The organism is Priestia sp. VA7 (assembly GCF_055710015.1).
Genome location: NZ_JBVQPN010000001.1, coordinates 12,318 through 33,360, shown reverse-complemented (window position 1 = coordinate 33,360; position 21,043 = coordinate 12,318). Strand labels below are relative to the sequence as shown.

The 21,043-nt window shown below is 37.9% G+C and carries 22 protein-coding genes and 1 riboswitch; of the genes, 7 read left to right on the top strand and 15 right to left on the bottom strand.

What is annotated here, in order from left to right; genetic code table 11:
- Positions 1-27: 27 nt before the first annotated feature.
- Both AC0C45_RS00255 and AC0C45_RS00250 read right to left on the bottom strand, forming a co-directional pair.
- Positions 28-468: a Dps family protein gene (locus AC0C45_RS00255; RefSeq protein WP_013085268.1), complete on the bottom strand. Its 441-nt coding sequence runs from the start codon at positions 466-468 to the stop codon at positions 28-30.
- 163 nt (positions 469-631) lie between these two features.
- Positions 632-1,105, bottom strand: coding sequence for an S-ribosylhomocysteine lyase (locus tag AC0C45_RS00250; RefSeq protein ID WP_013059547.1), 474 nt, complete (start codon positions 1,103-1,105; stop codon positions 632-634).
- Positions 1,106-1,255: 150 nt separating this feature from the next.
- Between AC0C45_RS00250 and yidD the strand changes: the two genes are divergently transcribed.
- Positions 1,256-1,483, top strand: a complete 228-nt coding sequence (gene yidD, locus AC0C45_RS00245) for a membrane protein insertion efficiency factor YidD (RefSeq protein WP_013059548.1) — start codon at positions 1,256-1,258, stop codon at positions 1,481-1,483.
- Between the two features lie 3 nt (positions 1,484-1,486).
- Here the strand turns inward: yidD and AC0C45_RS00240 are convergent, their stop codons facing one another.
- A complete protein-coding gene (locus AC0C45_RS00240; RefSeq protein ID WP_014457956.1) occupies positions 1,487-2,059 on the bottom strand; it encodes a beta-class carbonic anhydrase in 573 nt (190 codons plus the stop codon).
- A 118-nt stretch (positions 2,060-2,177) separates the two neighbouring features.
- On the opposite strand from AC0C45_RS00240, the gene AC0C45_RS00235 reads away from it, so the two are divergent.
- Both AC0C45_RS00235 and AC0C45_RS00230 read left to right on the top strand, forming a co-directional pair.
- A complete protein-coding gene (locus AC0C45_RS00235; protein ID WP_080967533.1) occupies positions 2,178-3,365 on the top strand; it encodes a GTP-binding protein in 1,188 nt (395 codons plus the stop codon).
- Positions 3,366-3,448: 83 nt separating this feature from the next.
- The gene (locus tag AC0C45_RS00230; RefSeq protein ID WP_047931048.1) at positions 3,449-4,408 is read left to right on the top strand and encodes a metal ABC transporter substrate-binding protein; all 960 of its coding nucleotides are present in this window, start codon (positions 3,449-3,451) and stop codon (positions 4,406-4,408) included.
- A gap of 29 nt (positions 4,409-4,437) precedes the next feature.
- Here the strand turns inward: AC0C45_RS00230 and AC0C45_RS00225 are convergent, their stop codons facing one another.
- On the bottom strand, positions 4,438-4,683 hold the full coding sequence (locus AC0C45_RS00225; RefSeq protein ID WP_013059552.1) for a type B 50S ribosomal protein L31: 246 nt from the start codon (positions 4,681-4,683) through the stop codon (positions 4,438-4,440).
- A gap of 152 nt (positions 4,684-4,835) precedes the next feature.
- Between AC0C45_RS00225 and AC0C45_RS00220 the strand changes: the two genes are divergently transcribed.
- On the top strand, positions 4,836-6,170 hold the full coding sequence (locus tag AC0C45_RS00220) for a cytochrome ubiquinol oxidase subunit I (RefSeq protein WP_013085272.1): 1,335 nt from the start codon (positions 4,836-4,838) through the stop codon (positions 6,168-6,170).
- 15 nt (positions 6,171-6,185) lie between these two features.
- Complete coding sequence (locus tag AC0C45_RS00215) at positions 6,186-7,223, top strand: cytochrome d ubiquinol oxidase subunit II (protein ID WP_171776558.1); 1,038 nt, start codon at positions 6,186-6,188, stop codon at positions 7,221-7,223.
- Positions 7,224-7,253: 30 nt separating this feature from the next.
- Here the strand turns inward: AC0C45_RS00215 and AC0C45_RS00210 are convergent, their stop codons facing one another.
- The 3 genes from AC0C45_RS00210 to AC0C45_RS00200 are packed head-to-tail and all read right to left on the bottom strand — an operon-like array spanning position 7,254 to position 8,819.
- Positions 7,254-7,712, bottom strand: coding sequence for a flavodoxin (locus AC0C45_RS00210; RefSeq protein WP_047931046.1), 459 nt, complete (start codon positions 7,710-7,712; stop codon positions 7,254-7,256).
- A 15-nt stretch (positions 7,713-7,727) separates the two neighbouring features.
- Positions 7,728-8,483 (bottom strand): hypothetical protein, encoded by a 756-nt coding sequence (locus tag AC0C45_RS00205; protein ID WP_280168751.1) that lies wholly within the window; start codon positions 8,481-8,483, stop codon positions 7,728-7,730.
- A gap of 54 nt (positions 8,484-8,537) precedes the next feature.
- A complete protein-coding gene (locus tag AC0C45_RS00200) occupies positions 8,538-8,819 on the bottom strand; it encodes a DUF2325 domain-containing protein (protein ID WP_034648574.1) in 282 nt (93 codons plus the stop codon).
- A 207-nt stretch (positions 8,820-9,026) separates the two neighbouring features.
- Between AC0C45_RS00200 and AC0C45_RS00195 the strand changes: the two genes are divergently transcribed.
- Both AC0C45_RS00195 and AC0C45_RS00190 read left to right on the top strand, forming a co-directional pair.
- On the top strand, positions 9,027-9,185 hold the full coding sequence (locus AC0C45_RS00195) for a DUF1540 domain-containing protein (protein WP_013059558.1): 159 nt from the start codon (positions 9,027-9,029) through the stop codon (positions 9,183-9,185).
- 66 nt (positions 9,186-9,251) lie between these two features.
- Positions 9,252-9,455, top strand: coding sequence for a hypothetical protein (locus AC0C45_RS00190; RefSeq protein WP_013059559.1), 204 nt, complete (start codon positions 9,252-9,254; stop codon positions 9,453-9,455).
- Positions 9,456-9,484: 29 nt separating this feature from the next.
- On the opposite strand, the gene AC0C45_RS00185 is transcribed toward AC0C45_RS00190, so the two are convergent.
- From AC0C45_RS00185 to AC0C45_RS00150, 8 genes are all read right to left on the bottom strand, one after another.
- On the bottom strand, positions 9,485-10,528 hold the full coding sequence (locus AC0C45_RS00185; RefSeq protein ID WP_016765777.1) for a ribonucleotide-diphosphate reductase subunit beta: 1,044 nt from the start codon (positions 10,526-10,528) through the stop codon (positions 9,485-9,487).
- Positions 10,529-10,544: 16 nt separating this feature from the next.
- On the bottom strand, positions 10,545-12,788 hold the full coding sequence (locus AC0C45_RS00180; RefSeq protein ID WP_257061202.1) for a ribonucleoside-diphosphate reductase subunit alpha: 2,244 nt from the start codon (positions 12,786-12,788) through the stop codon (positions 10,545-10,547).
- A gap of 133 nt (positions 12,789-12,921) precedes the next feature.
- Positions 12,922-13,107: riboswitch (cobalamin riboswitch) on the bottom strand.
- A 279-nt stretch (positions 13,108-13,386) separates the two neighbouring features.
- Entirely contained in the window at positions 13,387-14,490 is a 1,104-nt protein-coding gene (menC, locus tag AC0C45_RS00175; protein ID WP_171776556.1) for an o-succinylbenzoate synthase, read from the bottom strand.
- A gap of 3 nt (positions 14,491-14,493) precedes the next feature.
- Entirely contained in the window at positions 14,494-15,957 is a 1,464-nt protein-coding gene (locus AC0C45_RS00170) for an o-succinylbenzoate--CoA ligase (RefSeq protein WP_237893064.1), read from the bottom strand.
- A gap of 82 nt (positions 15,958-16,039) precedes the next feature.
- Positions 16,040-16,858 carry a 1,4-dihydroxy-2-naphthoyl-CoA synthase gene (gene menB / locus AC0C45_RS00165; protein WP_013085280.1) on the bottom strand — a complete coding sequence of 273 codons (819 nt, stop codon included), beginning with the start codon at positions 16,856-16,858 and terminating at the stop codon, positions 16,040-16,042.
- A gap of 16 nt (positions 16,859-16,874) precedes the next feature.
- Positions 16,875-17,684, bottom strand: a complete 810-nt coding sequence (gene menH, locus AC0C45_RS00160) for a 2-succinyl-6-hydroxy-2,4-cyclohexadiene-1-carboxylate synthase (protein ID WP_128819467.1) — start codon at positions 17,682-17,684, stop codon at positions 16,875-16,877.
- Between the two features lie 3 nt (positions 17,685-17,687).
- On the bottom strand, positions 17,688-19,442 hold the full coding sequence (menD, locus tag AC0C45_RS00155; RefSeq protein ID WP_047931041.1) for a 2-succinyl-5-enolpyruvyl-6-hydroxy-3-cyclohexene-1-carboxylic-acid synthase: 1,755 nt from the start codon (positions 19,440-19,442) through the stop codon (positions 17,688-17,690).
- Positions 19,429-20,850 (bottom strand): isochorismate synthase, encoded by a 1,422-nt coding sequence (locus tag AC0C45_RS00150; protein WP_257061201.1) that lies wholly within the window; start codon positions 20,848-20,850, stop codon positions 19,429-19,431. The genes menD and AC0C45_RS00150 overlap by 14 nt, the downstream gene beginning before the upstream one ends.
- Positions 20,851-21,043 lie beyond the last annotated feature (193 nt).

Sequence of the window (21,043 nt, the reverse complement as noted above, 5' to 3'; positions counted from 1 at the left end):
AAAAACCTGCGATTACTCGCAGGTTAATTACTTGCCTAGGAATGATTTTAACATCCACGTATGCTTTTCTAAGCTTTGATGAATGGCTAACAGCATGTCTCCTGTTGTTTCGTCGCCCGCTTCACCGGCTGCGTCCATTCCTTCTTTTAATTCAGCAGTTAGCGTATCAAAATCGCTTACTAAAGAAGCGACCATATCTTTAGCCGTTTCGCTTCCATCCGCTTCTTTAATAGAAGAAAGTTCTAACGATTCTTTCATTGTTGCCACAGGTTTTCCTTCTAATGCTAAAAGGCGTTCTGCAAGGTCATCAATAATTGTAGCTGTTTCCGTATACAGCTCTTCAAACTTTTCATGAAGAGTGAAGAATTGTTCACCTTTTACGTACCAGTGAAAGTTATGAAGTTTTATGTACATTACACTAAAATTCGCTACTTGTTTATTAACGATTTCATTTACATTTACTGCCATGTTTTTCGCTCCTTTGTGAAGTCTTTGTATAATATAGTTGTACCCTTTTTTAGTTCATTAAAACATTTTTTTCATAAAAAGAGACATTTCCCTTTCTTTAGACTTAGAGAAACTTCTTCATCTTTTTTCAAATAAAATAAGCAGCCCAGCGGACTGCTTATTTTTAGCCAAATACTTTTTCTAAATCTTCTTTGTCCTGTTCTAGCCAGAACTTCATCAAGCGTTTTGCTCCTTCTAAATCGTGAAGTTTCGCTTGACCGCACTGCTTTTCGTTTGCTGCTGGAATTTCAGTAATGTTAATTGCATCTTTTAACGTATCGTCTAACAAATCAATAATTTCACGTACAGTCGGCTCACCGCTCACTACTAAGTAGTACCCTGTTTGACATCCCATAGGCGAAATATCAATAATATCAAAGTGATCGTATTTTTCTACATGAGTACGAATATTAAAAGCTAATAAATGCTCTAGCGTATGAATAACGTCCGGCTTCATTGCTTGTTTGTTTGGCTGGCAAAAACGAATATCAAATTTATTTACAACGCCGTCGCTTCCCACTTTATGAACACCGCAGTGTCTTACGTAAGGTGCTTTAACCGCATTATGATCTAGCTCAAAACTTTCTACTGATGGCATAATACCACTCCTTTTTTCTTCTTTCACCTATCATAACATGCAATTCCGATATATTTCATCCATTTAATAACCTTTATTTCTTTTAGTTGCTTTTTATTCCTTCTATCCCTTATAGTATGAGCAAACACGAAAGAAAGAACGTGATAATAAATGATTGCAAAGCTTTTGCTTTTACTTATAAAAGGATATCAAAAAGGAATTTCACCTTTTCTTCCGGCAAGGTGCCGGTTTTACCCTACTTGCTCCCAGTACGGAGTTGAATCCATTAAACGCTTTGGTGCCGTAAAGGGATCTTATTTGACTGTAAAACGCATTTTAAAATGCCACCCGTTCCATCCGGGTGGCATTGATGAAGTACCTGAGAAAAAATCACACTAAGCTTTAGTTGTTTTCGATTGCTTCATACCCATTTACAACAACATCTAGCTTTCCTGTATTTGGATCAATAACTAGTCCATGTACAGGAGTATCTTTTGAAAATAGAGGGTGGTTACGGATTGTCTCTACACTATGCTGAACAGTCTCCTCTACTGAATCAAAACCTGTTAACCATTGTTTCAAGTCCATAGAATATTCAATGGTATTAATCACTTCATCTGAGATGCCTTTTGCTCTCACTTTCTCTAAAAAAGGTTCCGCCTGAAGTTTACCTGCTCCGCAGTCATGGTGACCAATTACACATACCTCATCGGCTTGAAGCTCGTACACAGCTACTAAAATGCTTCGCATAATACTTCCAAATGGATGTGAAACAAGTGCTCCTGCGTTTTTAACAATTTTCACATCTCCGTTACGCAGATTTAAAGCGTGCGGAAGCAATTCTACCAATCTTGTGTCCATACACGATAAAATAACCATCTTTTTATCAGGGAATTTGCTTGTTTCGTAAAGTTCATACTTCTTTTCTTCTACAAATTTTTTGTTGAATTCTAAAACATCTTGTAATAAGCTCATTTGCTGTCTTCTCCTTCATAAAAAAATTCTTTCTTGTATTATAATACTTTTTCCTATAAGATGAAAAGTGTTAAATCGTAATCATTATTATTTACAAACAAGAAAGTAGGTTATAACAGTGAAAAAAATTCCCGTTACCGTTTTAAGCGGATACCTTGGTTCAGGTAAAACAACTCTTTTGAACCATATTTTAAAAAATAAAGAAGGTTTAAAGGTCGCGGTTATTGTCAATGACATGAGCGAAGTAAATATTGATGCAGACTTAGTTAAACAAGGCGGATTTTCTCGAACAGAAGAAAAGCTAGTTGAAATGCAAAATGGCTGTATTTGCTGTACGCTTCGAGATGATCTAATGAAAGAGGTAGAACGCCTAGCTGATAATGGTGATATTGATTATATTGTCATTGAATCTTCCGGAATTAGCGAACCTATCCCTGTGGCTCAAACATTTACTTATATTGATGAAGAGCTTGGCATTGATTTAACTCAGAAATGTTCATTAGATACAATGGTCACTGTAGTAGATGCCAATCGCTTTTGGGAAGACTTTTCATCCGGCGAAAGCTTATTAGATCGCAAAGAAGGAACGGATGAACACGATACAAGAGAAGTAGTTGATTTATTAATCGATCAAATTGAATTTGCAAACGTCATTTTGTTAAACAAAGTTGATTTGTTAACAAAAGACGATGCAGATGAGCTGCAAGCTGTTCTTCACAAATTAAACCCAGAGGCCATTGTTATCCAAACCGTTAATAGTGAGGTAAAACTTGAATCTATACTTCATACCGACTTATTCGACTTTGAAAAAGCTAGTCAAGGAGCCGGGTGGATTAAAGAACTAAATGAAGAACACCATACGCCTGAAACAGAAGAGTTTGGTATTTCTTCTTTTGTATATAGAAGGAATCGTCCCCTTCATCCTGAACGTTTTATGAAATGGTTAGAGAATTGGCCGGTTGATATTGTACGTGCAAAAGGATTTTTCTGGCTTCCTTCACGCAACCATATGGCAGGACTTCTTTCTCAAGCAGGTACGTCCATTATGATTCAAGGAGCGGGTGAATGGGTGGCGACGTACACAGCAGAGGAAAGAGAACAAACCTTAAAAGAAGAGCCTGAATTACGAGCAAAATGGGATGAACAATTTGGAGATCGTATTAACGAGCTTGTGTTTATTGGTATTGATATGAATAAAGCTGAAATAATTGAAACTTTAGACCGCTGTTTGCTGACAAATGAGGAAATGAATCAGGATTGGGCTACTTTCAAAGATCCTCTTCCGAAGTTTACAGTAAGTGCGTAATTTTTTAGTTTTCAAATCGTAATAATTACGATATAATAACATAGGTCATAAATGGTTACGATACGAACGGAAGGAGCAACATAATGAAATTCAAACCACTTTTAATGGTGCTGGCATTAGGAATTGGAACAGCCCTTGCAGGGTGCAGTTCAAGCAGTGCAAATAACGCATCTGATGATAAAAACAAAAAATTAGAAGTTTACACAACAATTTACCCTTTACAGGACTTCACTGAAAAAATCGGTGGAAAATATGTAGAAGCTAAAAGCATTTTACCAACCGGTGTAGACGCGCACTCATTTGAGCCTACAACAAAAACAATGGTCAAAATCGCCAACGCGGACGCATTTGTTTACTCAGGAATTGGACTTGAAGGTTTTGCAGATAAAGCACAGTCTACACTTAAAAATGAAGATGTAGCTTTAGTAGAAGCTGCAAAAGGAATTAAATTAGCAAAGAGTTCTGAAGATGAGCATGCCCACGAAGACGAACATGCCCATGGAGAAGAGCATAACCACGGAGATACAGACCCTCACGTTTGGCTTGATCCTGTTTTAGCTATTCAATTAGCAGAAAATATTAAAGACGAACTTATTGAATTAAAACCAGATAAAAAAGCAGAGTTTGAAAAGAACTTCCAATCGTTAAAGACTCAGCTTGAAGATGTGGACCAAGAGTTAAAAACAACGATTGGCGACGCACCTCATAAAGAAATTTTAGTATCACATGCAGCCTATGGCTACTGGGAAAAACGATACGGCTTAAAACAAATTAGCGTAGCGGGTTTATCTCCTACAAATGAGCCGTCTCAAAAACAATTAGAAAACATCGTAAAACAGGCAAAAAAAGACCATATCAAATACTTTATCTTTGACCAAAATTTAAAGCCTAAAGTGTCTACGCTTGTAAAAAATGAAGTAGGAGCTCAAGCTTTAACACTTCATAACTTAGAGTCATTAACAAAAAACGATGTTAAAAATAAAGAAGATTATTTCTCCATTATGCAACACAACATTGATACGTTGAAAAAAGCATTATATTAATAAAAAAACTAGCCTCCCGGCTAGTTTTTTTATTGTAATTTATATTTTTGCTTAAAGCGTTCTACACGGCCGCCTTTATCAGCAAATTTTTGCTTTCCTGTATAAAATGGATGTGTATCCGAACTGATTTCAACTTTTAAAAGCGGATATGTGTTACCATCTTCCCATTGAACGGTCTCATTTGATTGTTTTGTAGATCCTGATAAAAATGATGTTCCGCTATTTGTATCCATGAATACAACTTTACGATAGTCTGGATGAATATTTGTTTTCATTAAATATCTCTCCTTTAAAACAATATATACTTATTATAATCGTAATGATTACTATTTTCAAGTTATATGTTTTACCAATTCTGATGCATAAAGCGTGGTAAAAAGTGGACAATAAGGTTTATCAATACTTTACTGGAAAGGTTGAAAAATGAATGGATCATTTAGTTACTGCACGTTCAATGTTTGGTCTGAACATGGGAGTACATATCATTTTTGCCACTCTTGGCGTCGGCATTCCTCTCATGATTTTATTGGCTGAAATTCTTTACTACAAAACAAAAGATAAAGATTATGAACTTATGGCACAGCGTTGGACAAAAGGAGCTGCTGTCCTGCTTGGAGTCGCCATTCCTACGGGAACGATTGCTGGTGTACAATTAGCGTTGCTTTGGCCGGGTTTTATGGAAATCGTAGGAAAAGTGATGGCTCTTCCCTTTCAAATTGAAATTTATGCTTTCTTTATTGAGGCTCTGTTTCTCTCTATTTATGTATACGCAGCGGACCGTATTTCTCGAAAAATGAGGATTATCAGTCTAATTTTAGTAGCAATAGGAGCTCTTGCCTCTGCCGTTTTAATTACCAATGTGCACGCATTTGAAGGAACACCTGCTGGCTTTCGAATTTTAAATGGAGACATTGTAAGCGTAGATCCTTGGGCAGCTTTCTTTAATCCGAGCTTCTTTGTAACGTCCGGTCACGTAGCGGTTTCTGCTTATACAACCGGAGGCTTCGTCATTGCTTCAGTCGCTGCCTTTAAAATGCTTCGTGCGCGAAAACATAATCCAAGAGAATATAAGTTTCATCATAAAGCGTTGATGATGGGGTTAGTAATCGGCGGGATTTTCTCTTTTGTAACGGCTTTGAATGGACATGAATCTATGCAAAAAGTATACGAATATCAACCCGAAAAACTTGCAGCAGCTGAAGGTCTATTTGAAACGCAAGATCATGCACCATTAGCTTTAGGCGGATTCACAGATGAAAAAGAACAGCGAGTCAAGTATGGAATTGAGTTTCCATGGATGCTCAGCTTCTTGTCGGGTAATAGCTTTAATACAGTGATTACTGGACTCAATGACTTCCCTAGGGATTATTGGCCGCCGCTTTTTGTGCATACCTTGTTTAACGGTATGGTCATTATCGGATCGATTTTAATTTTAGTGGCGCTAGTGGGCGTTGTTTGGTACAAGTTTTTAAAGAAGAAAAGCTTCCCTAAAATTTTCATGTGGGCATTTGTCGCAACGGGCCCTCTCGCGATCATGGGCATTGAATTCGGATGGATTTTCGCATGTACCGGAAGACAGCCCTGGGTCATTTACCGCATCATGCGTACATCAGAAGCAGTTACCACTTCTGCTAATTTGCATATTTTATTTTTTTTATTTTTGCTTGTTTATATCGTACTCGTGGCCGCAGTCGCCCTTGTACTGGTGTTTTATTTTAGAAGAAATCCGCTTTCTAAAGAGCTTGCTGCGCAAGCAGATTAAAAAGGATGTGAGAATATGGGTGATTCATTACTAGCAATTACTGTAATATGGGGCTTCATTTTTATCTATGCCGTAATGGGAACGATGGACTTTGGAGCTGGCTTTTGGTCGATGGTATATATTAATCGTACGAAAACAAATGCTACAGATGTAGCAAACAGATATCTATCGCCTACTTGGGAAGTAACCAATGTATTTATCGTTGCGATTGTTGTGGCGCTGTTTAGTTTTTTTCCTCGAGCTACATTTACGCTTGGCACAGTGTTACTAATACCCGGAAGTATCATTTTACTTCTCTTATCTATTCGAAGCGGATTTTTAGTGTTTTCACACTATGCTAGCAGCTTCAAATATCGGAGAGCGTTGGTTTATATATCCGGTATATCCGGCGTGTTAATTCCTGCTTTTTTAATCGCTGTACTGCCAGTAAGTCAAGGTGGATTTATTGATATAATTGATGGCACGCAGCAATTAAATTTAGCAAAAGTATTTTCAAGTCCGCACGTCTATTCATTTATCGGATTTGCCATAAGCTCTTCGCTGTTTCTATCGTCTCTGTTATTAGCAGATTACTCGAAGTCATCTGACGAAATGGAAGCTTATGCGGTCTATCGGCGTGATGCGCTCATTACAGGACCTCTTTCCCTGCTAATGGCTATCTTTATTATGATTACAATGCAATCAGAAGCAAGCTGGTTATATGATAAAATGATGCAGTTTAAGCCCCTTCTTTACGGATCTGTAGGTCTATTTGTAGTAGCTGGTATTGCTCTGCTGCTACCTTCTCAAAAAGGAAAAGGCATGCCTCGTTTAGCCGTGGTATCCATTATCCTTCAATATTTCTTAGCAAGTTACGTATACGGACGAAGTCATTTACCTTATGTTGTCTATCCAAACGTAACGATTGAGAATGGATTTACACATCCCGATGCGTTTCATTCTTTATTTATTGTGTATATTGTTGGTTTTGCTATTTTATTTCCTGGATTCTTTTATTTCTGGCGTCTATTTATGAAAGATAATAAAGCATACAGCAAAAAGAAGCCATATTAAAAAACCCGGTCAGCACTTGACCGGGTTTTCTTATGAAGCAGCAGATTTTGCTACTACTTGAGCAAAACCTTTAGCAAATATCTTACATTTTTCTATATCTTCTCCAAAGGGAGAGAGCTCGATTTTCAAACCGGGAACGGCTATATTTCCATTACGTCTCTTTATTTTTTCTTCAATTAAATCAACTGCTCCGCAAAAAACATCATATGATGAATCACCTGAGCCAAATACAGCCATCTGCTTTTGACTGAGATCTATATCATCCATTTCATCATAAAGATCTAAAAAATCATCTGGCAGCTCTCCATCTCCCCACGTATAAGTTCCAAAGATAATAGATTCTGCGGATACAAGGTCAGAAGCATCAATGTCATATACTTCTGCTCGTTTCACATGTAATCCATGCTTGACTAATTCTTCTTCGATCAAATCGGCTATCGCTTCTGTGTTACCTGACATACTCGCATAAGCTAGTAAGATTTCCTTCATGTATATGACGCTCCTTTACACCAGCAGTGTCGGCCGCATATCCCCTTCTTCAACGCATTCTCGTTGAAGAGGACAGTTTTCACACTCACTGGATGCATAATTCTTTTGAAAATGTTTTGGTTCCATTAACACACTTTTGACAATATGTAGTTGAAGTATGGATTTTTGATAATCGTTTGGTGCAATATGATAAGTTGTTGTTTCTCCAGTTAATAATGAATAAAAACGAATTTGTTCAGGAACCTTTTTAAAAGCTTGTTTCGAAAAAACGATAATAAAGTCTTTCATGGTGTTTTTCACTTCTTCATGGTCATCTAGAATGAATTTTGTTACTGTATAAGACTTCTCTGTCCATGCAGCAAAATCAATGGTTAGAGAAAGGTTGCTTTGAATTTCTTCTACATAAACGCTGTATTTCTCAAACACAAAAAGCGGTAATTCCATATGTGCTTTCTTTCCTAAAAACCTTAGTAAATAATCACTTACTTTAGCTAACACATCGTAATAGTGAACGGGTGATGAAAACATATTTGGCTTTAGGCGCCAATATTTTTCAATAAGCTGTAAAACATAGAGGTTTGAGCGATACTCAACTGGCTTGCTATAGTATGTTTTAATGATTTGATGGACAGTTACTTGAACGAGCTGTTTCCAATCTATAGATGTTTTTTTCAAAAGAAGCTGCTGCTGATAAAATTTGTACGGACATCGAATAAATTGTTCGATGTGGTCGTTAGAGAGTGTCTTTATATGCACTTTTATCGGTTCCACCTATGTCTCACCACCCTAATTGAAATTCATTCTCAATAATAAACAAAAATTAAATCATGAAATTTGCTCAATCACTTTACGAATAGCACTCCATGAATGTTTGACGAAATAAATCGGTTTTTTTTGTTTTTTTGCTTTCTCTTTAATGACTTTTGCCATATTGTGATTAATAAAATCCGTAATAACTAATACAAACCCAATATGTTCGGGTATTTCTCGCTTCACCATATTGCTTTTACGGCCATCTAAATGAATTACTTCATTAAATCCTTCTCCCTCTAAACGATCTGTAATATGCTTTAACCTGTCTCCTCCTACAACCATAACTGATGACATGTTTGTTCCCTCCCAATTAATTATTCATTTAATGATTTGCCAACAACTTGTATTCTTTACTATATACACAGTTTAATTGAGAATGATTCTCTTTGTCAATATTTAATTGATAAAAATTCTCAATTAAAATGAAAGTCTACCACCTTTCTTATAAGTTAGTTGAATTTTGACCATACTATAGCTATCACATACAAAGGAGGGTTAACGTTGGAACAAAACATTCTTTGTGAAGTAAATAACTGTCACTTTTGGAAAAATGGAAATCACTGCAGCGCAGAAGAAATTTACGTGGTAAGTCATAGCGGAAAACATGCAGCAAGCAGTTATGAAACAGACTGTAAAACGTTCAAGCCAACTGAAGCGTAACCCGCAAAAGGACAGCCTCTGGGTTGTCTTTTTTCTCTCTTCAAGATCATAAAAAAGGAGACTATTATGAAAACTGAACAACTGATTCATTTTTTTAAAGAAGAAGCAATAAAAGCAAATGAACAAACCTTTCCAATCTATGTACAATCTTTTACTCATTTATGGACATATAAATGGGGAACACTTGAAAACATTCCAGAAGAAATTGATGACTTAATTACCACACGTGCGTTAGAACTTGGACTTATTCACTTAAAAAAAGCTGACTAATCAATAAGGAAATTAGTCAGCTCTTGTATTTATAGATCATCAAATCCATTCGCATCTGATGCTTTTGTATATTGTCTTGATTTCTGTTCAAAGAAATCCGTTTTCCCTAAATCTACCTCTTGATAAGCAATAATCCAACGAAGAGGATTTTCAATCGGTGCTTCTGGGAAAGCAGCTCGGCCAAAGCCTAATTGATTACAGCGTTTATTAGCCATGTATTCAATATACTGCTGCAGTTCTTTCATCGTGATCCCGTCGAATTTTTCTCCGATAACAGATTCTGCCCATTCAATTTCAAGACGAGCTGCCTCTTGGAACGTTTCAACTACAAACGTTTCTAGCTCCTCCGTACGATAAGCTGGATTTTCATTTAGGACTTCCTTGAAAATCTTTTCAAATAACCCAACGTGAAGCTGTTCATCACGATTGATATAGTTAATCATCGTAGATGTCGCCACCATCTTTTGATTTCTCGCAAGATTATAGAAGAAAGCAAATCCACTATAGAAGAAAAGGCCTTCTAAAATAACATCATATACCATAGACTTCAAAAAGTTTTCAACCGTTGCTTCTTCGCTAAATGCTTTATATCCGTTTGTAATAAAGTCATTTCGAGCACGAAGCTTTTCGTCTGTGCGCCAGTATTCAAATACTTCATCTTGTTTTCCTTTTGGTACAAGACTTGATAAAACGTATGAATACGAATGATTATGAACCACTTCTTGCTGCGCTAAAATAATCATTAGAGCATTAATCGAAGAGTCGGTTACATAATCAGCTACTTTGCTAGCATAATCTGATTGAATACTGTCCAGTAGCGCCAGCAGGCCAATAATTTTTAAAAAGCTCTCTTGTTCGTCAGCCGTTAACCGAGGGAACTGCTTAATATCTTGACCCATATTAATTTCAAACGGCGTCCAGAAGTTAGCTAGCATACGCTTGTATTTAGGGAACGCCCATGAAAATCGGACGTCATCCCAGTTTAGAATATTTGAGCTCTTGCCGTTGATGATTCCTGTCGAACGGTTCGGAGCTGTTTCGTTCATTAATTCTCGTTTTAACATGCTTGTCATTAATTATTCACTCCTTTTAACTATGACAGCTTTCACATTCTTCAATCACTTCACTTGATGTTGAACGTACGTAGTAGGTCGTTTTTAACTTTTCTTTCCATGCCGTCATATGAAGATCCAGCAGCTCTTTTGCTCGGATATCATTTTGTACATATAAGTTGAATGAAATGGATTGATCAATATGGCGCTGGCGCTTGGCGTTTTGCTTAATACTCCAGTGCTGATCAATTAAATAAACGGACTTATAATACCAGTTTGTTGCTGGCGATAAATCTGGTGCCGTCACTGGGATTTTATAGTTTTTCTTTTCCTCTGAATAAAACTTACGGAAAATCGGATCAATACTTGCAGTAGAACCCGCGATAATAGATGTTGATGAATTAGGTGCTACAGCCATTAAGTAGCCATTTCTTATCCCATTACTTTGAACTTCGTTACGCAGTTCACTCCACGCTTCGCTTGTGTATTTACGTGTTTCAAAATAAGCGCCTGACTCAAAATCTGAGCCTTTAAATAATGGATATGCACCTTTTTCTTTAGCTAAGTTCATGCTTGCCTGTACGGTTAAGTAAGCAATTTGCTCGTACAATTCATCGCAATATGCTACCGCTTCATCTGTTTCCCATGCTATTTTCTTTAAGGCAAGCAAATGGTTCCAACCAAATGTGCCAAGTCCTACTGCGCGGTACTTTTGGTTTGTTAGTTTTGCTTGAAGTACTGGCAAATCATTTAACTCAATAACGTTATCAAGCATGCGTACTTGAATTGGAATTAAACGTTCAAGCACATCTTCAGTTACGGCTCTCGCTAAGTTGATAGAAGAAAGATTACATACAACAAAATCGCCCGGATTCTTTGTAATAATAATTTTTCCGTCTTCCGTAATTTCCTCTGTTACGACCGTTGTGCTTTGGTTTTGCGTAATTTCTGTACATAAGTTGCTGCAGTAGATCATGCCCTCGTGGCGGTTTTGATTAGCTCGGTTAACCGTATCACGATAAAACATATAAGGCGTTCCGGTTTCAAGCTGGGAAAGCATAATGCGCTTGAAGATTTCAATAGCAGGTACTGTTTCTCTTGAAAGCTGTTCATTATTTACACACTCAGCGTAACGAGTGCGGAACGAACCGCTGCCTTCTTCTTCATCATAAAAATCTTCTAACGAGTAGCCCATCAGCGTACGAACTTCGTGAGGATCGAATAAGTGCCAGTCTTCACGTGCCTCTACTTTTTCCATAAACAAATCTGGCAAACATACACCAGTGAATAAATCATGCGTGCGCTGACGTTCGTCACCATTGTTCAAACGCGCATCTAAGAATGAAAAAATGTCTTTGTGCCATACGTCTAAATATACGGCAATAGCTCCTTGTCGTTGACCTAGCTGATCGACACTTACAGCCGTATTATTTAGCTGTTTCATCCATGGAATTGTTCCTGATGATACGCCTTTAAAACCTTTTATATCACTTCCTCGGCTTCTAATATGACCGAGGTAGACACCAATTCCGCCTCCATTTTTACTAAGCGTGGCCAAATCTGTATTGCTATCATAAATACCGCGTAAGCTGTCATCAATCGTATCAATAAAGCAGCTAGATAGCTGTCCGTAGCTCTTTCCTGCGTTTGAAAGTGTTGGTGTGGCAACCGTCATATATAGACTAGAAAGCGCCCAATACGCTTCTTTTACTAATACTGTTCGATTTTCTTTCTTTTCTTGAGACATCAGCGTCATAGCAATGATAAGAAAACGTTCTTGTGGTAATTCGTATACGCGCTTATCATGTGATGTCGCTAAATAGCGATCTGCTAATGTCAACAATCCAATGTATGTAAATAAACGATCGCGTTCAGGAATAATGACTGAAGCAATTTCATTAATTTCTTCTTCTGTATATGTTTTTAATAGCTGCTTATTATAAATGCCGATTTTTGTTAGTTCTTGAATAAGCTGATAAAACGAACCGTACTTCTCTTTTTTATCGTAACCTCGGTTGTCCGCTGCTTTTCGATATAGTTCGTTTAAGTAGACGTCTGCCGCTACGTACGTCCAATCGGGTTCTTCCATTGAAATACGCTCTAAGGCTGCCAAAATTAGGACGTTTGCAACCTTTTCGTCCGTCATATTTTCCTTTACTGTAACAGTTTGAATAACCTTTTCCTCATAAAAAGAAAAATCAAGCTGCGTAAATTCTTTTTTTAAACGTTCAATATATGCAGTTAATTCATGTAGAATTGTAGGCTTTAATGTATTCACCATAAATATGGCTCCTCTCTTCACTTCAAAATAAAAAATCGCTCACCGTACCTCGGTGAGCGAATAGAACGAAGATAGAAGAAGACACTAAGTCTTTTCTCAATCCTCGCTCTACCCTCTCACCTCCCGAAGAAGATAAAACGACATAAAAAAGGCAGGTCTCCTGACTTATGCTTCTTTTTACTTTAAGGCCTTCCCATGATGTTTACTCACAGTGGATCTCCTTATTTCATCAGCATTCACAGTTGCGGGAACAGCTTTGGATTTTCACCAAATTCCCTTTTAAGTCTTTTTATCAGACACCTTTTTCACTGGAAAACACAAAATATAGTATTTTATTATAGATTTCAAAACAACATATTGTGTTATGTTATAAACACATTATATAGGACAACTTAGAAAACTATCAACCTATTTTCAAAAATAATTTTGTTTTTTACGATAAAACTCTTCGACTTTTTTCATCAAACTATTCCATCATAACATGTTTTGACACGCTTGATGGAACAATGTGCTCTTTTTAAAAAATTTGTCCTATTTTTCTACTAAACATTGACAACCTCAATAAAAAAACCGTTTTTCATCAAAAAACGGTTTTTAATTATTTGTATTCTTTTTCAAATGCTTTGATTGTTTTGATAAACTTTTTATCAATATCGTATCCTATCCCCGGTTTTCCCTTCACCTTTATTACTCCGGCTTCTACCTCTACTTCGGGCTTAATAATATCTTTTTCCCAATAGCGAGACGACGCAGAAATATCACCTGGGATCGTGAAAGAAGGCAGTGTGGCAAGGGCGATGTTATGAGCTCGTGAAATCCCTGCTTCTAACATTCCTCCAACCCAAAGTCTTACACCATGCTGGACGCATAAATCATGAATTTGCTTTGCTACGGACATTCCGCCAACTCGCCCGATTTTCACATTGATAATCTTACAGCTTTCTTGTTCGATTGCATGACGTGCATCTTCACAGCTCACAATACTTTCATCTAAGCAAATTGGCGTCTTTATTTGCTTTTGTAACAATCGATGATCAAGGATATCATCAGAACTTAACGGCTGTTCGATCATCATTAAATTCAATTCATCTAGTTTCTTCAATGAATCACTATCGCTTAAAGTATAGGCTGAATTGGCATCAGCCATAAGAGGAATGCTTGGAAATTCATCTCGAATTTGTTTCAGTAGGTCATAGTCAGCACCCGGCTTAATTTTCACTTTAAAGCGCTTATAGCCATCTTTCATGTAAGTCTTTATTTGTTCTTTCATTACGGAAATGTCATTTAAGCCAACTACCACTCCAGCTTCTACAGCAGACCTTACTCCGCCAATTACTTCAGATAACGGCTTGTTTTGCCGCTTTGCATACAAATCCCATACAGCACAGTCCAAAGCTGCTTTAGCCATGTTATTTCGCTTTAGAGGTTTGAATAACTTTTGAACATCCTCTGGTTTTTGAAGCTGCTGATGAAGAAGCGAGGGAATTAAAAAATCGTCTAACATATGAAAACATGTCTGAATCGTTTCTTCCGTATACCAAGGAGATGAAAAAGCAACGACTTCTCCCCACCCTGTAAATCCTTGTTCATCTTCTACTTCAAGCAAAATCAATTCTCGATCCTGCACTGTACCATAGCTTGTTGAAAAAGGAGAAAGAAGCTTCATGTCAATTTTATAAAGGTGTACTTTTTTTATAATCATCGATTAGCTCCTTTTCTGTATGAACGATGATAGCTTCCGGCGTATGATTTTATTAGAAGCTGTTCGCGGCAGCTCCTCTACTCGAACGAAATACTTTGGAAGTTTGTACTTTGCTAAAAATTGTTGAATGTGTAAAGATAATTCTTCATCTGAAACGTCTTCGTTTACAACAATACATGCAGCTGGCACTTGTCCCCATTTTTCATCACCTACTCCCGTTACACCGGCCTCTTTAACAGCGGGATGCTTCAACAAAACATTTTCAATTTCAGCTGGATATACATTTTCTCCACCTGAAATAATAAGGTCTGAACGTCTGTCTAATACATATAGAAAGCCTTCTTCATCCACTTTCCCGATATCTCCTGTATAGAACCAGCCTTGTTGAAGGGCTTTTTCAGTAGCTTCTGGTTTATTTAAATATCCTTTTGTAACATTTGGACCTTTAACAATGATTTCTCCTGCTTCGCTGGTCTCATTTCCTTTTTCATCTACAATTTTCATTGCACATGGAAATAATGGTTTACCTGCTGATCCCAGTTTTCGCAAACTATCTTCAGGTGAAAGCGTAACGAACTGTGAAGATGTTTCTGTCATTCCATACGTTTGATAAACAGGAATTTCTTTATTCACACAAGCCTCTAAAATAGTAAGCGGTGCAGGTCCTCCTCCTAAAAGCATGCATCGAAACGTATGCGGATATTTTCGTTCCCCTAACTCATCGAGCATGTTGGACAGCATGGAAGTGACAACCGAAATAATCGTTACCTCTTTGTTTTCAATTGCTTCATTTACTGCTCTTGCTTCAAACCGTTCTTCTAAAATGATTTTCATTCCGTAAAAGACGCTCCGCATTAAAATAGATAAGCCGCTAATATGAAACAAAGGAACTGCTATAAGCCAGCAGTCTGTTTCGTTTAATCCTAAATTAAGCGCTGAGCCAACGGAACTCCACCAGTGATTTCCATACGTCTGCAGCACTCCTTTTGGATGACCTGTTGTTCCGGACGTATACATAATGGTAAATGTCTCCTCGAGATTCCACGTTTTTTGAAAATCCGTTTCTGCTTCTGGAGAACTTTTTAAAGCAGGTAAAGTAAGCTGAGTAATGGAACTTTGGAATTCTCTCATTAAAAATGTTTCATCCGCAATAAGCAACGACACGTTTGCATCTGTTAGCTGATAATTAATTTCTTCGTTTGTCAAACGCGTGTTGACGAGCAGCAACCTTGCACCAATATAAGAAACCGCATGTAAAATCTCAATAAACTCCACTCTATTTTTCATGTATAAAGCAATGGTATCGTCTTGCTTTACACCGTTAAACGAAAGCTGCTGTGCTACTTTTTGAACACGTTTATGAAGCTCTTGAAACGTAAGAGACGTTTGGGATGTTTCTACCGCCACTCGATTTGGCGTCAAATATGCTCTTTGCATAAGCCCATTGGGAATCGTTTGGCTACTCATGAATTTCTCTCCTTTTTATACTGATTAACTAAATTAAATTGAAAAAACAGCCTGATGATAATCACCAAGCTGTTTCAGCTGTTTAAGGGAAACGTGGGAACTGTTGGAAGTCTGGATTGCGTTTTTCCTTAAATGCATCGCGACCTTCTTTTGCCTCATCGGTTGTGTAATAAAGAAGCGTTGCGTCACCCGCAAATTGCTGGATACCAGCTAAGCCATCCGTATCAGCATTAAATGCTGCTTTTAAGAAACGAAGAGCGGTTGGACTTTTTTCTAACATCTCTTCACACCATTGAATTGTTTCAGCTTCAAGCTGTTCTAATGGAACGACCGTGTTTACTAATCCCATGTCTAGTGCTTCTTGAGCGTTGTACTGACGGCATAAGAACCAGATCTCACGCGCTTTCTTATGACCTACGATGCGAGCTAAGTAACCAGAGCCATATCCTGCATCGAAGCTTCCAACTTTAGGACCTGTTTGTCCAAATACTGCGTTATCCGCTGCAATTGTTAAGTCACATACAACGTGAAGAACGTGGCCACCACCAATTGCATAGCCTGATACCATCGCAACAACCGGCTTTGGAATTACGCGAATTAAACGCTGTAAATCTAGAACGTTTAGACGTGGAATTTCATCTTCTCCTACATAGCCGCCGTGGCCGCGAACTCTTTGGTCTCCGCCTGAGCAAAATGCTTTATCTCCAGCACCTGCTAATACAATTACTCCAACGCTTGCATCGTCACGAGCATAAGCAAATGCATCGATCAATTCCATTACTGTTTTTGGACGGAATGCATTGTGCACTTCCGGACGGTTAATCGTAATTTTAGCGATTCCGTTATATGTTTCGTATAAAATGTCTTCATACTGACGTACTGATGTCCATTCAACTGTCATCTTTATTTCCTCCTAATTATGTAGTAGCTAAGAACTCACTTACTATTCTACCAAAAATCTCGGGTTGTTCCACGTGAATTGCATGGCCTGTCCCTAAAATAATTCTAGAAGTAGCATTTGGTATTAATGTTTGCATTTCTTTGGAAATTAAACAAAACTTTTGATCTACTTCTCCTGTAATAAGCAACACCGGCATCAACAGATCGTCCAGCTTCTCCCAAAGGGACGGCTGGACTCCTGTTCCCATTCCTTTCAAACTGTTGGAAAGGCCGATTTCTGTATGCGAAAGTCTTTCTTTACGCACCGCTTCTTGAACATGGCTAGGCAATTGCTTTTGAGAACGAAAAAGAGGAATTCCCTCCCAAAATTTAACAAATTCTTCAATTCCATTTTTCATAATGCGGCTCGCCAGCTGTTCATCTTTTTCTTTTCTTAGCTTTTGTTCTTCTCGCGTTTTTAAACCAGGCGATGCGCTTTCTAATACCAACTTTTTCACATGGTGTGGATATCGCTGGGCAAATGAAAGAGCAAGCCTTCCTCCCATCGAGTATCCAATTACATTCACCTGTGATAAAGATAGCTGTTGAAGAAGCTCATGCAGTGCTTCAACAACTGCTTCCATTGAATATGGTTTGATTTCTTTGGGAGCTGCTGATTGGCCATGACCAATAATATCAACAGCAATTACCTGATAGTCTTTAACGAATTTCTTCATAAAGGTACGCCAAGTTTGAGAAGAGCCGGTAAAGCCGTGAAGCAGAAGCAGCGGCTCTCCTTTTCCCTCGGTGTGCACATGGTAAGATACACCACTTAATTTATACCTCATTGCCTATTCCTCACCGTTTGACAAATTTATTTCCTCGGAAACAAGTTTCCACAAACTGCGATGAGTCTCTACATTTTCTGTACGAGTTGTACGAATCTCTACAACATGCAACCCGCCCTTTGTGAAAGCATGGTTCATTGCATGTCGAAATTCTTCCCAGCTGCTTGCTGAAGAAAATGTGCCATCATACAGACGAGTGGCATGCTCAAAGTTTAATCCAGTTGGCGTACCGAATAAAAATTCAAAGTGCTTTTCTTGTTTTGACTGCGGTAAAAATGAAAAAATTCCTCCGCCGTCATTGTTAACTAGCACAACGGTTAAATTTAAATTATGCATTTTAGCTGCCAGCAGACCATTTAAATCGTGATAAAACGATAAGTCACCAATAAATAAAACGGTGTGATCGTAAGCCGTGCTTACGCCTAGAGCAGAAGAAACTACACCATCAATTCCATTTGCGCCCCGATTTACAAAGAGTGGAATATCTTTTTCCGTATTTAAGAAGAAAGAATCAATATCTCGAACAGGCATTGAATTTCCAGCAAACAAAGCCGTGCCTTCAGGTACTACATCAACAATTTCTTGAACTACTTGTCCTTCGAACCATTCCTGGCCAGAAGTTAGTGTTCTCAGAGCCTGTGCAGTTTGAGCATTAATCTTTTTCCACAGACTCAGCCATGAAGTAGATTCCTCTTGATTCGCTGAAAGACGCTTGATCAGTTCTTCACAAAATAATGTCTCATCGGCTTCAATCATCACTGTCGAACGTAAAGTAGGGTCTCTCCAGCCTTTACCTTGGTCAACTACAAACATTTCTGTCGGCTCGTGTGCTTTCAAAAATTGCAATAGCGGTTTCGATACCGGCATCGCGCCAAAACGAATGACAACTTCCGGGTAAAAACGCTCATCAACCTTATCACTTTTTAAAAATGTATCATATGTCTCTATTACATTTTCTTTTGAATGCTTGCCGCTTCTTAATTGTGATAACGGATCTGCGAGCACTGGAAAGCTTAAAGATTCAGCTAAACGGCATACGCTGTCTACTGCTTTTAAAGACATTTGATCTCCGCATATAATAATTCCTTTTGTTGTTCCCTCTAAGCGCTTCGCAATTTCTTCGAAACCTTTTTCAGATAGAGATGCTTCTCCATGAATAGCAGACACATATGATTTACCGCGTTTCCCTTGACTCCATAAATCTTCAATAGATAAATCTGGTACAATCGGTTCACGTAAAGGTACGTTAATGTGTACAGGACCGCTCGGTATAGCTTGAGCTGTATGAACAGCCCTTGAAGCTACTGTTCGAATATAACGATTCATATCTGCACTTTCTTCTGGTAAAGCTGTATCTACAAACCACTTCGCATATTGACCGAAAAGATGATTCTGATTAATGGCCTGCGGGGCACCTATATCCCTTAACTCATGGGGACGATCCGCTGTGATAACTACTAAAGGAATGCGTGAGTAGTGAGCTTCAATTACTGCAGGATAATAATTCGCTGCAGCTGTTCCAGATGTACATACAAGCGCCACTGGTTTTTTCTTTGCTTTTGCTATTCCTAGAGCAAAAAAGCCGGCGGAACGTTCATCAATATTTAAGTGCACATGAATATCAGGGTGCTCAGCCATAAGCATCGCAATAGGCGTTGAACGTGACCCTGGACTGACCACTACTTCTTCAACATTTGCTTCTACTAATTCATCCACGAATGACGCAATATACGTTGTTAATGATTTAATGTGTTCCACGCATAATCCCTCCTAAAGCTGAAAGCATCGGGTTGAATTTAATTCTTGTTTCTTCATATTCACTTTCAGGCGTAGAATCTGCTACAATTCCACAGCCCGCAAATAAAACGGCTTCTTTTTGCTGAATAACACCAGAGCGGATTCCTACTATAAATTCACCGTTTCCGTTGATATCCATCCATCCTAAAGGAGCTGCATACCACCCTCGGTCAAAGGATTCTAGCTGTCGAATAATAGGCAAGGCCTCCTGTTGAGGATATCCTCCTAGCGCTGGTGTTGGATGGAGCTTTTGAATAAATGAAAATAGCGTTACATCTTCCTTTATACGCCCTTTAACAGGTGTATACAAATGTTGAATATGCTTTGTTTTATATAAACTTGGCGTACTTGGAATTTCTACTTCATAACAATAAGAATTCATCGCTTCTTTAATCATATGAACAACAACATCGTGTTCAATTAAGTTCTTGGGATCTTGAAGCAATTCCTCACCTAGTTCGTGATCTTCCTGCCTTGTCTTTCCTCTTGGAATCGAACCCGCTAAACATGTGGAAAACACATAATCTCCTTGTTTTTGCACTAGCCTTTCTGGGGAAGCGCCGATAAAATGCTGATGCTCTCCCTCTAAAATATATGTGTAGCTAGTTGGCTGTTCCTTCAACAGACGCTGAAGCACGTATTCAGTAGAAATATCTTCATTAAATTTCACTTTTAATTGACGAGCAAGAACTACTTTCTCTATAGCCTGTTGCTTAATTAAAGTAGTAGCTCTTTCAATATTTCCTTTAAATTTCTCTACACCAATTTCCTCTTTTTCCAACAGCAAAGGTGAAATATGGGATTCCCCGTCGTACTCTTCACAAAGAACAAGTTTTTGGACCTCTTCGAAATAATTGATGTGCTTTTTAACAGAATCTTGTCCTTTAACCATCATATTAACGGTAAGGTATCCTTCTTTGTCTACCTGAGTATATAACACAGTTGGAATCATAAATTTTGAACTCGGGAAATCACTCCAATAGTTTTCTTGATACTGATTTGGGTCAAATGAAAATCCTCCAAATAAAAGAGGACCTGTCCCATCAGGGGAAATTTGGTTATTTTTATAAAAGTCTTCTTTTATAAAGCGCTTCCATTCATTTTCAATGTGGAAATAACGTTCTTTTGCCGCATTGGTGCAAATAGTATGCGCATATCCTAATCCAACAAATGTATAATAACTGTTGGGATCTTTCCAAAAAAAGCGTTCTTTATAAAACTGGTCATGTCCGTTCGCATAAAAAATAAGGGGGTCAATAGGTCTTACTTTTTTCACTAAACTGACCAATTTTGGGTGATTTTCATTTTTTGCACACTCAATCGCATCTTTAATGTATTCTTGTACTAACTGTTCGGTCGTTGCAATCACACTACGTCCCCCCGTTCATCTTTTTTTCTTAAGTCTGTAACTAACTTATTATAAACTTTCAGTTCAAAAAAATCTAGCATCGCGATTCACGAGAAAAAATTAATTTCGCTTGTCTAAATTATGCCTTTTCATTAAATGAATCAAAAATCTTTATGATCTATTCAGTACTCTTTAGACCTCGAGAGCGTTATTT

Excerpts from the sequence above, each read along its gene's own strand:
- AC0C45_RS00230 (WP_047931048.1), top strand. The coding sequence starts at position 3,449 with ATGAAATTCAAACCACTTTTAATGGTGCTGGCATTAGGAATTGGAACA.
- menH (WP_128819467.1), bottom strand. The coding sequence starts at position 17,684 with ATGAGGTATAAATTAAGTGGTGTATCTTACCATGTGCACACCGAGGGA.
- menB (WP_013085280.1), bottom strand. The coding sequence starts at position 16,858 with ATGACAGTTGAATGGACATCAGTACGTCAGTATGAAGACATTTTATAC.
- AC0C45_RS00220 (WP_013085272.1), top strand. The coding sequence starts at position 4,836 with ATGGATCATTTAGTTACTGCACGTTCAATGTTTGGTCTGAACATGGGA.
- AC0C45_RS00180 (WP_257061202.1), bottom strand. The coding sequence starts at position 12,788 with ATGGTGAATACATTAAAGCCTACAATTCTACATGAATTAACTGCATAT.
- AC0C45_RS00255 (WP_013085268.1), bottom strand. The coding sequence starts at position 468 with ATGGCAGTAAATGTAAATGAAATCGTTAATAAACAAGTAGCGAATTTT.
- menC (WP_171776556.1), bottom strand. The coding sequence starts at position 14,490 with ATGATTATAAAAAAAGTACACCTTTATAAAATTGACATGAAGCTTCTT.
- yidD (WP_013059548.1), top strand. The coding sequence starts at position 1,256 with ATGATTGCAAAGCTTTTGCTTTTACTTATAAAAGGATATCAAAAAGGA.
- AC0C45_RS00185 (WP_016765777.1), bottom strand. The coding sequence starts at position 10,528 with ATGACAAGCATGTTAAAACGAGAATTAATGAACGAAACAGCTCCGAAC.
- AC0C45_RS00250 (WP_013059547.1), bottom strand. The coding sequence starts at position 1,105 with ATGCCATCAGTAGAAAGTTTTGAGCTAGATCATAATGCGGTTAAAGCA.
- AC0C45_RS00200 (WP_034648574.1), bottom strand. The coding sequence starts at position 8,819 with ATGTCATCAGTTATGGTTGTAGGAGGAGACAGGTTAAAGCATATTACA.
- AC0C45_RS00215 (WP_171776558.1), top strand. The coding sequence starts at position 6,186 with ATGGGTGATTCATTACTAGCAATTACTGTAATATGGGGCTTCATTTTT.
- AC0C45_RS00190 (WP_013059559.1), top strand. The coding sequence starts at position 9,252 with ATGAAAACTGAACAACTGATTCATTTTTTTAAAGAAGAAGCAATAAAA.
- AC0C45_RS00225 (WP_013059552.1), bottom strand. The coding sequence starts at position 4,683 with ATGAAAACAAATATTCATCCAGACTATCGTAAAGTTGTATTCATGGAT.
- AC0C45_RS00170 (WP_237893064.1), bottom strand. The coding sequence starts at position 15,957 with ATGAGTAGCCAAACGATTCCCAATGGGCTTATGCAAAGAGCATATTTG.
- AC0C45_RS00210 (WP_047931046.1), bottom strand. The coding sequence starts at position 7,712 with ATGAAGGAAATCTTACTAGCTTATGCGAGTATGTCAGGTAACACAGAA.
- AC0C45_RS00240 (WP_014457956.1), bottom strand. The coding sequence starts at position 2,059 with ATGAGCTTATTACAAGATGTTTTAGAATTCAACAAAAAATTTGTAGAA.